At 71.7% G+C, this 13471-nt stretch carries 11 protein-coding genes; 3 read left to right on the top strand and 8 right to left on the bottom strand.

Annotation, left to right across the window (positions count from 1 at the left end; translation table 11 throughout):
* Positions 1 to 157: 157 nt before the first annotated feature.
* The 7 genes from OG607_RS00245 to OG607_RS00215 all read right to left on the bottom strand — a co-directional run bounded on the left by OG607_RS00245 (position 158) and on the right by OG607_RS00215 (position 8069).
* On the bottom strand, positions 158 to 904 hold the full coding sequence (locus OG607_RS00245; RefSeq protein WP_405717156.1) for a response regulator transcription factor: 747 nt from the start codon (positions 902 to 904) through the stop codon (positions 158 to 160).
* Between the two features lie 305 nt (positions 905 to 1209).
* A complete protein-coding gene (locus OG607_RS00240; RefSeq protein ID WP_405717153.1) occupies positions 1210 to 2253 on the bottom strand; it encodes a C45 family autoproteolytic acyltransferase/hydolase in 1044 nt (347 codons plus the stop codon).
* Entirely contained in the window at positions 2250 to 2858 is a 609-nt protein-coding gene (locus tag OG607_RS00235; RefSeq protein WP_405717150.1) for a GNAT family N-acetyltransferase, read from the bottom strand. Before OG607_RS00235 ends, OG607_RS00240 begins: the two co-directional genes overlap by 4 nt.
* Positions 2859 to 2940: 82 nt before the next feature.
* Positions 2941 to 4227: an adenylosuccinate lyase gene (purB, locus tag OG607_RS00230; protein WP_405717148.1), complete on the bottom strand. Its 1287-nt coding sequence runs from the start codon at positions 4225 to 4227 to the stop codon at positions 2941 to 2943.
* A gap of 49 nt (positions 4228 to 4276) precedes the next feature.
* Positions 4277 to 5770 (bottom strand): glutamine synthetase, encoded by a 1494-nt coding sequence (locus OG607_RS00225; RefSeq protein ID WP_405717145.1) that lies wholly within the window; start codon positions 5768 to 5770, stop codon positions 4277 to 4279.
* Between the two features lie 41 nt (positions 5771 to 5811).
* Positions 5812 to 7743, bottom strand: a complete 1932-nt coding sequence (locus OG607_RS00220) for a hypothetical protein (protein ID WP_405717143.1) — start codon at positions 7741 to 7743, stop codon at positions 5812 to 5814.
* Entirely contained in the window at positions 7740 to 8069 is a 330-nt protein-coding gene (locus OG607_RS00215) for a 4Fe-4S dicluster-binding protein (protein WP_405717141.1), read from the bottom strand. The genes OG607_RS00220 and OG607_RS00215 overlap by 4 nt, the downstream gene beginning before the upstream one ends.
* Before the next feature lie 261 nt (positions 8070 to 8330).
* Between OG607_RS00215 and OG607_RS00210 the strand changes: the two genes are divergently transcribed.
* Complete coding sequence (locus OG607_RS00210) at positions 8331 to 9170, top strand: helix-turn-helix domain-containing protein (protein WP_405717139.1); 840 nt, start codon at positions 8331 to 8333, stop codon at positions 9168 to 9170.
* Between the two features lie 16 nt (positions 9171 to 9186).
* Here the strand turns inward: OG607_RS00210 and OG607_RS00205 are convergent, their stop codons facing one another.
* Positions 9187 to 10365, bottom strand: a complete 1179-nt coding sequence (locus OG607_RS00205) for a ParB/RepB/Spo0J family partition protein (RefSeq protein ID WP_405717137.1) — start codon at positions 10363 to 10365, stop codon at positions 9187 to 9189.
* A gap of 459 nt (positions 10366 to 10824) precedes the next feature.
* Between OG607_RS00205 and OG607_RS00200 the strand changes: the two genes are divergently transcribed.
* Both OG607_RS00200 and OG607_RS00195 read left to right on the top strand, forming a co-directional pair.
* Entirely contained in the window at positions 10825 to 11556 is a 732-nt protein-coding gene (locus OG607_RS00200) for a gamma-glutamyl-gamma-aminobutyrate hydrolase family protein (protein WP_405717134.1), read from the top strand.
* A gap of 220 nt (positions 11557 to 11776) precedes the next feature.
* The gene (locus OG607_RS00195; protein ID WP_405717131.1) at positions 11777 to 13318 is read left to right on the top strand and encodes an alpha/beta fold hydrolase; all 1542 of its coding nucleotides are present in this window, start codon (positions 11777 to 11779) and stop codon (positions 13316 to 13318) included.
* The last annotated feature ends 153 nt before the right edge of the window (positions 13319 to 13471 follow it).

Raw genomic sequence — 13471 nt, 5'->3', positions numbered from 1 at the left:
ACCCCGGGGTCGAAGATCAGGTCAGGCCGTGTCCGCGGAGTCCCGCCCGCCCCGCGCCCGGCTGTTCCTCCTGGACGGTCGAACCGACGCAGGAGCAGCGTCGATCTCAGACCGCCGGTACCGGAGGAACTCGGTCCACGGGCGCGGGGGCCAGGCGTCAGACGGTGCCGAGGCGGAAGCCGACGCCGCGGACGGTGACGATCCAGCCGGAGTTGCCCAGCTTGCCGCGAACGCTGCTGACGTGGGTGTCCACGGTGCGGCGCGACCAGGAGTTGCCCCACACCTGCTGGAGCAGCTGCCTGCGCGGGACGACGGTGTCGGGGTGCTGCGCCAGCACGCACAGCAGGTCGAACTCCTTGCGCGTGAGGGTGACCGGCGTGCCGTCGACGGTCACCTCGCGGGAGCCGACCTCGATGCGCAGCCGGCCGTGCCGGATCTCCTGGGCCGGGCCCGCGGCCGCCGCCGGCTGCCACTGCGTGCGGCGCATGACGGCCTCGATCCGGGCCATCAGCTCGCGGATCCCGAAGGGTCTGGTGACGTAGTCGTCCGCGCCCGCCTGGAGTCCGAGCACGCAGTCGATCTCGGACTCGCGGGAGGTGACGATGATGAGCGGCACCCGGCTGACCGACCGGATCGCCCGGCACACCTCCAGCCCGTCCAGGTCCGGCAGTTCGAGGTCGAGCAGAACGAGGTCGGCGCTGCCGTAGGCCTGCAGGGCCGCGCCGCCGTGGGTCGCCCTGGTACAGGTGTGGCCGTGTCGGCGCAGCTGGTGCGACAGCCCGTCCCCGGCGTCGGCGCCCACGACCAGGACGTGCCGACCGCAGACCGCGGGCGCCGGCCGGGGTGCGGCCCCGCCCGGTCCGTCGCGGGGCGACGTCTGACCGAGGGCGCCCGGTCCGGGCACGCTCTGGACGGGGCTCCTCTGGCCGGGGGGCCACGCACCAGGGGATCCGGGGCGCGGCGGCCACGCCTCCCGTACCGGCGCGGGGGCCCGCGGCTCATCGTGCTCGGGGTGCGGAGCGGACGTCTGGTGCTCCGGCAGTGCCTGCGCCTGAACCTGACTCATGCCTCCCCCGGGGGTCGTGGCGAGGCCGGCCCGGTTCGGCCGCCTCCCGCGCCGACGCTAGCGGTGTGCGGTCGAATCCTGGTGCAGGGCCGGTCCAGGTCCGCCCGGCCGCTCGCCGGTCCGGTCCGCGGCCGGCCCGTCCCCTACACCGCGAACACCTCGGTGGCGCCGTGGTTCGGGTCGCCCGCCCGCAGGTGCAGCTCGCCCGCCCCGGGCAGCATGACCACCGAGGCCACCGTCTTCTCCAGGCGGTAGATCCCGTGGTCGGCGATGCATACCGGCGGCCGGGACAGCACCGCGAAGTGCTCCTCCGCCGTGGCCTGTGGGTCGAGTCCGGCCAGCCCCTTCGTCACGGCCTCCAGCCGGTCGTCGGAGTTGACGCGGTCGGGGGCCGACTGCCGGTCGAGCGGGGTGAAGTCCTCGTGCAGGTAGTGGTTGGTGTGCACGGCCTCCCGCGAGGCGGGCTCGGTCACCCGCAGCTCGGTCCCGCACACCTCGGCGTACACCGCGCGCCGCCGGTCGCACAGCACCAGGTTGCGCGAGCTGGACAGGGTGAGCCCGGCCAGTATCTCCAGGGCCTCGTCCACGCTCCCGGCACGGTCCAGCAGGTGGCGGATGGTCAGGTACGGCGTGACGCCGGGCCGCCACAGGCCGTCGGTCACCAGGTTCAGCCCGATCGCGAGCCCGTCGCTGTTCATGCCGAGGTACCCGAGCAGGCCCGCGAAGCTGAGCACCGTCACCCGGCGCGGCCCGCCCGTCCGGGCCAGCGACAGCACCGCGATGTGGCTGTCGATGTCCGCGTTGAGGTCCACCGTCTGCGCCAGCACCGGCCGGGCGGCCGGCCCGGTGCGCGCGTACGCCGTGCAGTCCCCGGCGCTCGGCACCCCGGTGTAGCCCATGACCTCGCGGCGCAGCTGCAGCAGCCACGCCTCGTCCTCGGAAATCCCGGCCCCCGCCGCCAGCCCCGCGACCTCCTCGGCGAGGTCCGGGACCGCCGCCGTGATCTCCGCGCGGTACGTGGTGATCGACGGCAGCAGCCCGGCGAACGTCAGCGGCCGGTCGGCGAGGGGCTCCAGCCGCGCCAGGCCGTCGCGGAGGAAGCCGCGCAGCGGGCCGGCGAGTGCCGCCCCGTGGGTGCGGCCCAGCTCGAAGGGGGTGCCGGCGGCCCTGACGTACGCGACGCTCATGCGGAGGCGGCCGCCTTCTTCGGGCCCTGGGAGAGGGCGTCGAGCACCTGCGGCCACTCGGCGCGCAGGATGCTGTAGAAGACCGCGTCGCGGCGGCGTCCGCCCGGCATGTAGTTGAAGGAGCGCAGGGTGCCCTCCTCGGTGGCGCCGATGTTGCGCAGGCCCTTGCGGGCCTGGACGTTGAGCTCGTCCGTCTTGAACTCCACCCGCTCGGCCTCCAGCACCTCGAAGGAGTGCTGGAGCAGCAGCAGCTTCGCCCAGTGGTTGACGCCCTTGCCGCGGAAGTCGTGGCCCAGCCAGGAGGCCCCGATCTCCAGTCGGCGGTCCTTCTCGGCGAAGCTCAGCAGGCTCATGCTGCCCGCGACCCGGCCGCTCTTCCTGTCGCTGATCACGTAGACGGCGCGGCGGCCGGCGGTGTGCTCGGCGAGGTTCGAGTCGAAGAACGCCTCGAAGTCCGCGTCGTCGCCGACGACGACCGTGAAGTAGCGCCAGATCTCGGGGTCGAGGGCCACGGCGCGGATGCCCTCGCGGTCCGCCTCGCTGAGCGGGGTCAACAGGACGTGCTCGTTCTCCAGCGTGGTGGCGGCTTTCTCGGACCAGCTCATGGTGAGGGACTCCATAGGGCGAAGAGGGGATGGCAAGAGATGGGTGGGGCAAGTCTGGACAGCGGGTCGGCCTTTTCCAAGATCAGTCCGTCAGCACACGAAGTTTCTCCAACCGGCTGTGCACCACGTCGTGGTGGACGAGGAAGTCCTCGGGCTCGCGCGGGCTGCTCTGCACGCCCTCCTCGGCCAGGGCCTCGCCGAAGTTCTGCCCGTACTCCGCGGTGCGTTTGGCCGCCGCCTGCACCGCCCGGTAGGCCTGGTCGCGTTCGACGCCGGCCTCCAGCAGCTCCACCAGCACCGACGACGAGCACACCAGCCCGTTCGTGGCGGCGATCGAGTCCCGCATGCGGTCCTTGTCGATACGCAGGTTCTCCAGCAGGTCCGCGGCCTTGACCGTCTGGAAGTGCGCCACCATCAGCGCGTCCGGCAGCAGCACCTTCTCGACCGCCTGGTGGGCCAGGTCCCGCTCGTGCCACAGCGCCACGTTCTCGAGCGCCGTGCCGGCGTACCCGCGCAGCAGCCGCGCCAGTCCGCACAGCAGCTCGCTGCCCGTCGGGTTGGCCTTGTGAGGCATCGCGCTGGAGCCCTGGTAAGCCTCGACGCGCTGCTCCTCGACCTCGCGCACCTCGGTGCGCTGCAGCAGCCGCAGCTCCAGGGCGATCTGCTCGATGCAGGCACCCAGCACGGCCACCGCCTGGATCAGCTGGGCGTGCCGGTCGCGGGCCACGACCTGGCTGGGGGAGGGCTCGACGCCCAGTCCCAGTTGCTCGCACACGTAACCCTCCACGGCCGGGTCGATCAGCGAGTACGTGCCGACCGCGCCCGACACGGTGCCCACGGCGACGGCCTCGCGGGCGGCGGCCAGCCGCTGCAGGGACCGCTCGACGGCGAAGGCGTAGCCGCCCAGCTTGTGGCCGAGCGTGGTGGGCTCGGCGTGCACGCCGTGGGTGCGGCCCACCATCACCGTGTCCCAGTGCTCGAAGGCCCGGTCGACGAGCACCTTGCGCAGCCGCTGGGCGGCGGAGGTGAGCACGTCCGTGGCGCGGGCCAGGATGAAGCCGAGGGCCGTGTCGACCAGGTCGTAGCTGGTCATGCCCAGGTGCACCCAGCGAGCGGAGGACTCCGGCATCTGCTCGGTGTACGCGGTCAGGAAGGAGATCACCTCGTGGTCGCGTTCCTTCTTGATCTCCACGACCCGGGACGGCCGCGGGGCCGTGGCCGCGCGCATGTCGTCGAGGACCGCGGCCGGTACGCGGCCGAGCCGCACCTGTGCCTCGGTCGCGAGGATCTCCACGCGGACGTAGGTCTCGTACCGGTACTCGTCCGAGAAGAGGTGCGCCATCTCAGGCAGGGTGAAATGAGGAATCATGGGACAGCCTTCGTCGGTTGCGGTGGTCGTGGTCGGGGCCTCCCGGGCGTCAGAAGGCCGCGAAGTACTCGCGCTGCTCCCACTCGGTGACCTGGCCCGGCACCGGGGCGGCCTGCAGGGTCCAGGCCTCGTACCGGCGCACCTCGCTTTCCTTGAGCCTGGCCAGACAGGCGGCCAGCGGGTCGCCCAGCAGCCGGGCGGCCCGGCCCGCCGTGAACGCCTCCAGGGCCTCGCGCAGGGACTGCGGGACGGTGTCCGAGCCCTCGCGGGGCCCGTCGGCCGAGCCCCCGTCGAGGCCCTCGAGGCCGGCGAACAGCTGGGCGGCGATGTTCAGGTACGGGTTCGCGCTCGGCTCGCCGATGCGGTTCTCGATGTGCGCGCCGGCCCCCGAGCCGACCACGCGCAGCATGGCCGTGCGCGACTCCAGGCTCAGGCTCACCCGGGTCGGGGACAGGGCGTGCTGCGTGCCCAGGCGCTGGTAGCCGTTGACCGTGGGCACCGACAGCAGGAACAGGTCGCGCAGCCAGTCCTGCAGGCCCTCGGCGTACGCCTTGCTCGTGGGGGAGAGCCCCACCGAGAGGCCCTCGGCGCCGAAGACGTTGCGGCCGGTGGCGGTCTCCAGGACGGACTGGTTCAGGTGCCAGCCGCTCGGGTCCGCCCCGGCGATCGCCGGTTGCGACATGAACGAGGCGTGCAGGCCCCGGGCCGCGCACCAGCGTTTGGTGAAGACGCGGAAGAAGAGCATCGCGTCCGCGGTGTCCAGCGCCGACATGGGGTCGAACGTGGTCTCCACCTGCCCGGGGCCCATCTCGTGCTCCATCGACCGCACCGGCAGCCCCAGGCCGAGCAGGGCGAGGGCCAGCGGGTCGGTGACCGGGGCGACCGTGTCGTACGCGGCGTCCAGGTTGAACTGGTAGCCCGCGTTCATCGCGGCCACCCGCGGGGCCGGACCCTGCAGGCCGAAGCCGTTCCCCTCGTTGCCCGGCTCGTCGTCCAGGCGGCGCGCCAGGTACCACTCGACCTCCAGGCCGAGTACGGGCGTCAGCCCGCGGCCGGCGTAGCGGTCCAGCACCCGGTGCAGCACGTGCCGCGAGGACAGCGGGTGGGGGCGGCCGTCGCGCAGGTACTCGTCGCCGATCACCCAGGCCGTGCGCGCCCCCTCGCCGGGCAGCACCAGGAAGGTCAGCGGGTCGGGCACCAGCACGAAGTTGCCCAGGCCGGCGATCTCGTCGACGCCGATGCCGTGCTCGCCCCGGTAGTCCACCGCCGTGGTGCAGGCGGTGTCCTTCAGGAACGGGCCGGGGCTGTAGTTCATGCCGTTGCGCAGCACCCCGCGGAAGGTGCGGGCGGTCAGCGTCTTGGAACGCACCAGGCCGTGCGGGTCGCCCCACACCAGACGGACGAAGTCGATCCCGTCCAGCCCCGCCCCGATCCGCTCGGCGGCCGCCAGCCGGGCGTCGTCCCACAGCCCGTGTTCGGCGACGAACGCGTGGCTCCCGACGCCGCCCTCCGTGGCAGGGGTCGACCATGATCTGGAATACATGACGGGAGCGTCCTTTCGTCAGGAGGTCGACAGGGGGCGTGTCAGGGCGACGGGGGTCGTCCCGGGCCGGCCAGGGCGGCCCTCTCGACCGGGGTGCCGGTGACGGACCTCCAGTGCCAGGCCGAGTCGAAGGCCGTCACATCGGCCTGCTCCCCCTGCTCGGCGAGCGCGGCCGCCTGCTGCGTCATCCGGGCGATGAAGGCGGCCACCTGGTGCGCCGCGAGCATCTCCTGCTCGGTGTACGGCTCCCCGTCGGCGCGGACGATGCGCAGGTCCATGAATCCGTTGAAGGGCCGGCCGCACACCTCGACCGACTGGGGGCTGCGGATCGTGAAGCGCACCATGTTGTTGACGTGCCCGTGGTGGTGCTGGTCGGAGAAGTGGGCGATGTCGGGGATGGTGGGCGGCACGAAGTGGTCGCGCTCCAGGACCTTCGAGGTCCGCGGCAGGTTGCCGGCGATGAAGTGCCAGGAGTTGTACTGCATGCGCGAGGACATCGCCCAGGCGGTGTCGGCGAGCGCGGCGAGCGAGTCGCCGTAGTGCCGCCGGGCCTCCTGCGCGGGGACCACGCAGCAGAAGAAGTCCGTGATGCCCCAGGCGCTGATCTCGTCCCAGGCCTCCGCGCGCAGCGCGCGGACCAGCTCCGGCAGCGACCGGATGCCGCGGCTCATCGAGAAGTCGGCCCCGAACGCGGCGGTGGTGGCGGCGACCGCCTCGTACACGACCGCCTCCAGACCGGTGCCGAACTCGCCGTAGGGGCGGGCCAGCCAGGCCGGGTCGGCGTCGTCGGCGAGCCGCAGCCCGGCCAGCCGGTCGCCGGCCACGGGCAGCGTGGCGCGCAGGCGGTCGGTGACCTGCCGGTCCCGGTCCTCGGCCACCTCGCCGTACGGGGCCGCGATCTTCTCCACCTTGTGGATCAGGGCGCCGTGGATCTCGCGGTACAGCTGGACAGTGCGGGTCACCTCGGGGCGGTGCGCGCCCAGCGCCGTGGCCAGGGCCATCAGCGCGTCGATGCCGGCGCCGGGACCGGCCGCGGGGATCCGCTCCCCGCCCAGGGCCCCGTTGTAGTTGCGGCGGGTGCGCTCCAGCAGCCGGCCCACGTTCTCCGCGGTGAGCTGCGAGCCGTTGACCTCTTCGATGCGGCCGTACCCGGCCGAGCGGATGAGCAGGCCGATGCCCACGACCAGCAGGGCGTCGTGGTCCGACCACAGCTCCAGCGGCAGGCCGGCCAGGCTGGCGAACACGCAGTCCGGGTGGCCCGGCCACAGCGTCTTGCCCACGACCGTGTTGGTGTCGCGGAAGTTCGTGTACTGCTTGTCCTCGATGTAGAGCATGAAGGGGGCGGTGCGCTGCGCGCCCTCGGTCAGCTGCGCCAGCAGCGCCTCGCGGTCCTCGCGGCCCTGCTCCGCCAGCCAGCGGCGGCTGTCGGCCGCGTCGCGGTCGAACCGCTCCTGAGCCGTCGTCACCTCGCGCTGGTAGTCGTCCAGGTGCCGCAGGGTCCACGGAACCCGCAGCACGCCGGCGACCAGCGTGTGCTGCTTGGCGAGCGGCTGCTGGGAGGGGACGCGGACGACGACCCGGCCGCCGGTGGTCAGGCCGATCTCACCGAGGAACACGGTGCGCTCCACGGGGTCCGCGACGGCCCCGGCCGGTTCGGATGCGTCTGCGGACAGGCCGGCGACGACCTTCAGCGCGGCGGCGTCCGCGGTGCGCAGGGCGCGCTCCTGGACCTCCGCGGGCACGTGTCCGTCGAGCGTGAGCAGGATGTCCAGGGCCGCGCGCAGGTCGGCGGCGGCCGAGGCCTTCCGCCATACCCGGGCCAGCAGCCCGGGGAACCCGGCGTCCTCCTCGCGTACCCGGTCCGGCTTGGGCGTGGCACCGGCCGCCAGGCCCAGGCGGCTGGGCCGCCGGCTCTGGCGCTTGCGGGAGTTGGCGGCTCGACGGGAGCTTTCGCGGTCTACGGGCGCGGTCATGCGGTACCTTCCCCGGTGAGTGCGATGTGGCTCCACATCGCGTCGTCGGTGGGCGTCCAGTCCTCGTCGACGTAGATGCAGTCGACCGGGCACTCCAGGACGCAGACGGGGCAGCCCGAGCACAGCTCGGGGATGATCACGACGTCGAGCCCGCGGTCGAAGATCGCGCCGAATTGTTCCGGACAGCCGCGCAGGCAGCTGTCGCAGGTGATGCACTCGGACGTCTCGATGCGGCGCGGGGGCTTGGTCCAGTTGTCGGCGCGGCTGCGCGTGGCGATCCGCAGGTCCCGCCCGGACGGCACATCTGACGAAGCGTTGCTTTCCACGGGCATGGGACCCCTTAGGCGTCGTGTCGATGACGGCTCGAACGGACGCTTCGAGCATCCGGGGTTCCTCTCGACCAACTCCTGAACCCCGGTCGGGGCGTGCTGGAGCGTCACACCCGGGACGCCGTCGCATTGGCCGGGCGGGAGCGTTCCGTGGAACCGACGGCTCCGGATCGCCGGCGTCGCTCAAGCCGAGCGCGATGCGTCCACGGCAGGCTGCTGATGGATCTACACGTTGTGAGGTGCGTAATGGACACAGCAATGGAAAGGGCTGTCGAGTGCATTCGGGAGCATTACGGTGAGCCCCTGGCCCTTGCACGGATCGCAGAAAGCGCTCTGCTCAGCCGGTTCTATTTCACGCGGCTGTTCAAAGAGGAGACCGGGCTCACCCCCGGCAGGTTCCTGGCCGCGGTCCGCATGCACGAGGCCAAGCGGCTTATCGAGAAGACCTCGATGAGCATCACCGAGGTTTCCTGCGCAGTCGGATACAACAGTCTCGGCTCGTTCACGAACTACTTCACGGCCAGCGTCGGAGTGTCCCCCAGCCGGTTCCGCCGGCTGGCGCGGGACGGCGGGGACGGCCTGCCGGTAACGGAGCCCGGCCCGTGGTCGGAACGGGGCACGGTCGGCGGAACCGTCAGTCTGCCCGAGGGCCATGGGAACGCGCGCGTGTTCCTGGGTGCCTTCGCCACGCCCGTCGTCCAGCACCCGTGTGTCGCCTCGGCCGTCTTCGACGTACCGAGCGGCCGGCCGTCCTGCTACACCCTGAAGAACGTCCCCGAGGGGAGTTGGCACCTGCTCGCAGTAGCGGTGGCCGACAGCCTCGGGCCCGACCGGACGGCCCGCCGGACCCCGCTCGCCGGGGGGCGCGGCGTGATGCCCGTGACGGTGACCGCCGACGGCGTCACGAGCGCGGCGGTGCGGCTGCGCCCGAGCCGGCCGACCGATCCGCCGGTCCTGCTGGCGTTGCCCGAGCTCGTGCCCCCGGTCACCTTCGTGCCGGCCCCCGGGTGTCCGTCCATCACCCCGCCTCAGGGCGCCGACGACCAGCCCCGGGCCGCGGGCCACCTCCGGCTGGTGTCCACGGCGCCGGTGCCGTGACGGGCGTGCCCGCAGTTCACGGCATCATGTCCTGCTTGGTCTTGAGCCCCTCGGCGAGCAGGCTCCATTCCTTGCCGATGCGCTCGGCGATCGGGGCGATGACGCCGAGCCAGTGAGCCGGAACCGCGTCGATCAGCTCCCGCCAGCCGTCGTCCGGCTCGGCGGCGTGCAGCTGCATCCAGCGGAGGAACTCCCGGCCGCCCGCGGTGTAGCGGATGGTGGGATCGGCGGCCATCTTCGCCGCCACCGTCGTCCAGGCCGGAATCTCGTCGGTGCTGTTCCTGCGCTGCGGCGCGCTGTTGATGCTCGGTGCCACCCGCAGCGGCACATGGGCTGCGCCACCGGAATCCGCGCCGCCGGGAACCGCCGGGGCGGGCCGCGACGGTTCCCCGGACAGCTGTACGGGGTGGACGGATCGCAGGGGCTGCGCCGCCGCGTCGGGTGTCCGGCGGCCGCTGCGCCCGGGGCTTTCGCCGCGCCGCAGCCGGGCGCTCACGTCGTGGACCGTGCCGAGCGACACGTCGGTCTCCCGGGCGACCTGACGGAGCGGGGCGTTCGGGTGCTCGGCGATGTACTCGGCGGCCCGCAGCCGGCCCTCGCCCGGGCCCACCGGACGCCGCCTGCCGTCCCGGCCGATGCGCTTGCCGTCGAGCGGTGTTCCCTCACCCGACTTCTCGCGCAGCGACGCGATCGTCTTCGCGCTCAGCCCGGTGATGCGGGCGACGGCACGGTCGGACCAGTCCGGGTGGGAACTCAGGACACGCTGGGCTCCGGACACGCGGTCGGTCTTCGACAGTGGCAGTCCGTGCGAGCTGTTCGCCTTCATGGCGATGACGAGCGCCTCGGAGTCCGAACAGTCGACGAAGCGCGCCTTGATGCTGGTGTCGCCGCGCAGCCTGGCGGCTTCCAGTCGGTGCAGGCCGTCGATGATGCGGTAGCCGTCGATCCGGACCAGAATGGGCGGCAGCTCCGCCGAGCCGGCCGCGTCGACGAGAAGCTGGATGTGCGCGGCGTCCGTGCCGCTCTGGCGCAGGGACAGGCCCGCCGACAGAGCGTTGACGAGGACGTCGCAGGCGGGAAGCTGCTCGAGGTTCTTCAGATCGAATTCGCTGCGGGCCGACGCGTCGACGCCTTCCGTCCTGACGGAGCCGAACGCGTTCGTGATCAAGATGGCCTGCGCGCTGCTCTGAGCCATTCCTTCACTTCCTCTCTGCTGCCGCTGCCGATGAGCGTCGCAGGAGGGGCTCTAGCTGCAGTTGAGGGGAGATTGAAGTTTCCTGGAAATGCAGGACAGCGGGTGTCCGCCGGACCGGCGGACACCCGCCGCGGCAGCACCGCGGCGACGGCCGGCAGGGCGGCCGCCCGGAGTGCGAGCATCCCTGCGGGCCACGAGGCGGACCGTGCGGCGAGGCGGCCGAATACCTTCGCGGTGAGCGTGCCGGGGAAGACGGTGAACCACAGCGCGGGTAAAGGGGTCCCCGTCTGTGATATCAGGAGGGTCATTCCGTTCAGTAGGCGTCGGCCTGCCGGGTTTTGAACGATGGCCGCCGCTTTACGCAAACGGCTATTTTATTGCCGTTATGACTCTCCGCGGAAGCGGATGTTGCATCTGCCTACTTTCCTCAGTTGAACCCGGAAATCCATGAAGGTGGCTATGAAATCATTCGTGAATGGTTCGGCGAGCACGGGGCGGCCGGTGATCGGGATCTGTGCGCGGACCGCGCCGGTCACGTTCCAGGGCAGCGACATGGTCGTCAGCTTCGCGCTCCAGTCCCACCTGGCCTTCCTGACCGCGGCGGGCTGCACACCCCTGCTGCTTCCGCTGCTGCCCGGCGTCGAGGCCATGGCGGACCGGATCGACGGCCTGCTGATCCCGGGTGGCCCCGATGTGGATCCGGCGCTGTACGGCGAGGACCCGCGCCCCGGCACGCGGGCGATGACCCCGGACGCCGACCGCGCCGAACTGGCGCTGATCCGGGCGGCACTTGACGCCGAGCTGCCCGTGCTGGGCATCTGTCGCGGCATGCAGCTGCTCAACGTGCTGCACGGAGGCACGCTGCACCAGCACCTGCCCGAGGTCACGGGCCACGACGGCCACCGCCCGGATACGCCGTCCTTCACCCTCGGCTCCCACCCGTTGAAGCTGGAGCCGGGCAGCCGGATCGCCGGTGTCCTCGACGAGGACGCGCCGGTGACGGCCTGCCATCACCACCAGGCCGTCGACCAACTCGGTGCCGGCCTCACCGCCACCGGCTGGGCGCAGGACGGGACCGTCGAGGCCATCGAAGTCACACATCGCCCCTTCGCCGTCGGCGTGCAGTGGGAAGCGGGATTCACGCCCGACCAACGACTTCATCACGCACTCGTGCACGCTGCCGGACGCTGACCCGCAGGTCTTCGGCGATCACCGGACGTGCCCCCCGGGGCGAGGTCGTGCCCGGGTCCGGCACCAGGCCGATGTGCTGCCCCGCGACATCGTGGCCGACGTAGTGGTCCCCGTCGGTCTGCGGCTCGCTCATCGGTTCATTCCGACTCCAGCAGGTTTCGAGCCGCTTCAGAGACCCCCTTGCCACGCTGTGTGCGCCGTGCATCCAGAAGGGGTATCCATGAAAAAGCTCGCATTGGCCACTGCGGTGATCGTGATCGGCCTGTCGGTTCCGGCCGTCACCCCCGTGGCGGCGGCCGAGGGGGCTGCCGCGCCGGCCACGGGAACAATCGCCTGGTCGCCGTGTCCTGACATCGACCCGAACCTCGGCGCGTTGCTCAAGGGCCTGGAGTGCGGCTCGGTGGAGGTCCCGCTCGACTACGCCCGGCCCAGCGGTCAGAAGATCAAGCTGGCGCTGACCCGCGCCAAGCACACCGTCACCGACGACCAGTACAAGGGCGTCGTGCTGCTGCACCGCGGCCAGTGGCCCGGCCCGATCAGCCGCGACATGCCCACCCGGTACGCCAAGGGCACGACCGGGCTGGCGAAGGACGTCGGTGCCGCTTACGACTGGATCGGCTTCGACCCGCGCGGCGTCGGGGGCAGCGAGCCGGCGATCGTGTGCGACCCGTCCTACATCAACCCGGTGCTGGCCGACCCCGTGCCGAAGACGGCCGAGGACGAGCAGAACGCCGTGGCCAAGGCCGAGGCGTACGCCAAGAGCTGTGGTGACAAGTACGGCGACCTGCTCAACCACTTCACCACCAGGGACTCGGCGCGCGACCTCGACCAGATGCGGATCGCGCTCGGCCAGGAGCAGATCACCTACTACGGCATTGACTGGGGCGGCTACCTCGGCTCGGTCTACGCGACGATGTACCCGACCCGGGTGAAGCGCATGGTGCTCGACAGCGTGCCCAGCCCCAGCGGCGTGGGGTACCAGAACCAGATGTCCAAGAACATCACGTCCGAGCACAACGGCGGGATCTTCTTCGCCTGGGTCGCCAAGTACGACTCCGTCTACCACCTGGGCACGACCGCCGACGAGGTCGAGGCGAACTACTACAAGGGCCAGGACGCCCTCCGTGCGGCGCCGGTCGACGGCAGGATCGGACCGGGCGAGTGGGCGAACGTCTTCGAGCAGGTCGTCTACCGCAGCTGGACCTGGGTGAGCCGCGCGAAGATACTCTCCGACTTCGTGGTGCGCGGTGACGCGACGGCGCTGCGCGCCGACTCCCCGACCCCTGGCTTCCCGCAGCAGAACCGCGTCGCGACGACCAACGCGGTCAACTGCACCGACGGCCGGTGGCCGAAGGACTGGACGGTGTGGAGCGCCACCCTCGCCAGCCAGTACGCCGCCGGGAACCATCTCCTGACCTGGAGCAACGGCTGGTACAGCGCGCCGTGCGCCTTCTGGCCGGCGCAGGCCCAGGCTCCGGCGCGGGTCGGCAACGGCAGCGCCGACGTCCTGCTGGTGCAGCCGCAGTACGACGGCGCACACGGGATGTTCGGCGCTCTCGACATGCGTATCCGGTTCCCCAACTCCCGTCTCATCATGGAGCTGGGCGGCCACAACGTCGGCTCGGCGCTGTCGGCGAACAACAACCCCTGCCTCAACACCTACGTCAGCGACTACCTGAGGGACGGCACCCGTCCCACCTCGTTGTGGGGCATCGACGCCACCTGCCAGGCGCCCGCGGACCCGGTGCCGCCGACGCCCTGATCCGTCGCCGGCCGGGCCCCGCATGATCACCGTGCGGGGCCCGCCGTATGCCGTCAGCGCGTTGCGGAGGCCGGTCAGTGCAGGGGGCGAACGCCGTGCGCTCGCCCCCTGCACTCCATCTTGATCATGCGTTCCGCAGACGTCTTCTCCAGG

The sequence above is a fragment of the Streptomyces sp. NBC_01537 genome, from assembly GCF_045040445.1.
Taxonomy (GTDB): Bacteria; Actinomycetota; Actinomycetes; order Streptomycetales; family Streptomycetaceae; genus Actinacidiphila.
This window is presented reverse-complemented; position numbering and strand designations above follow the sequence as displayed.

Bases quoted from the DNA above. Each gene is read 5' to 3' on its own strand.
- OG607_RS00195 (WP_405717131.1), top strand. From the start codon at position 11,777: ATGAAAAAGCTCGCATTGGCCACTGCGGTGATCGTGATCGGCCTGTCG.
- OG607_RS00235 (WP_405717150.1), bottom strand. From the start codon at position 2,858: ATGAGCTGGTCCGAGAAAGCCGCCACCACGCTGGAGAACGAGCACGTC.
- OG607_RS00210 (WP_405717139.1), top strand. From the start codon at position 8,331: ATGGAAAGGGCTGTCGAGTGCATTCGGGAGCATTACGGTGAGCCCCTG.
- purB (WP_405717148.1), bottom strand. From the start codon at position 4,227: ATGATTCCTCATTTCACCCTGCCTGAGATGGCGCACCTCTTCTCGGAC.
- OG607_RS00220 (WP_405717143.1), bottom strand. From the start codon at position 7,743: ATGACCGCGCCCGTAGACCGCGAAAGCTCCCGTCGAGCCGCCAACTCC.
- OG607_RS00200 (WP_405717134.1), top strand. From the start codon at position 10,825: ATGAAATCATTCGTGAATGGTTCGGCGAGCACGGGGCGGCCGGTGATC.
- OG607_RS00225 (WP_405717145.1), bottom strand. From the start codon at position 5,770: ATGTATTCCAGATCATGGTCGACCCCTGCCACGGAGGGCGGCGTCGGG.
- OG607_RS00205 (WP_405717137.1), bottom strand. From the start codon at position 10,365: ATGGCTCAGAGCAGCGCGCAGGCCATCTTGATCACGAACGCGTTCGGC.
- OG607_RS00240 (WP_405717153.1), bottom strand. From the start codon at position 2,253: ATGAGCGTCGCGTACGTCAGGGCCGCCGGCACCCCCTTCGAGCTGGGC.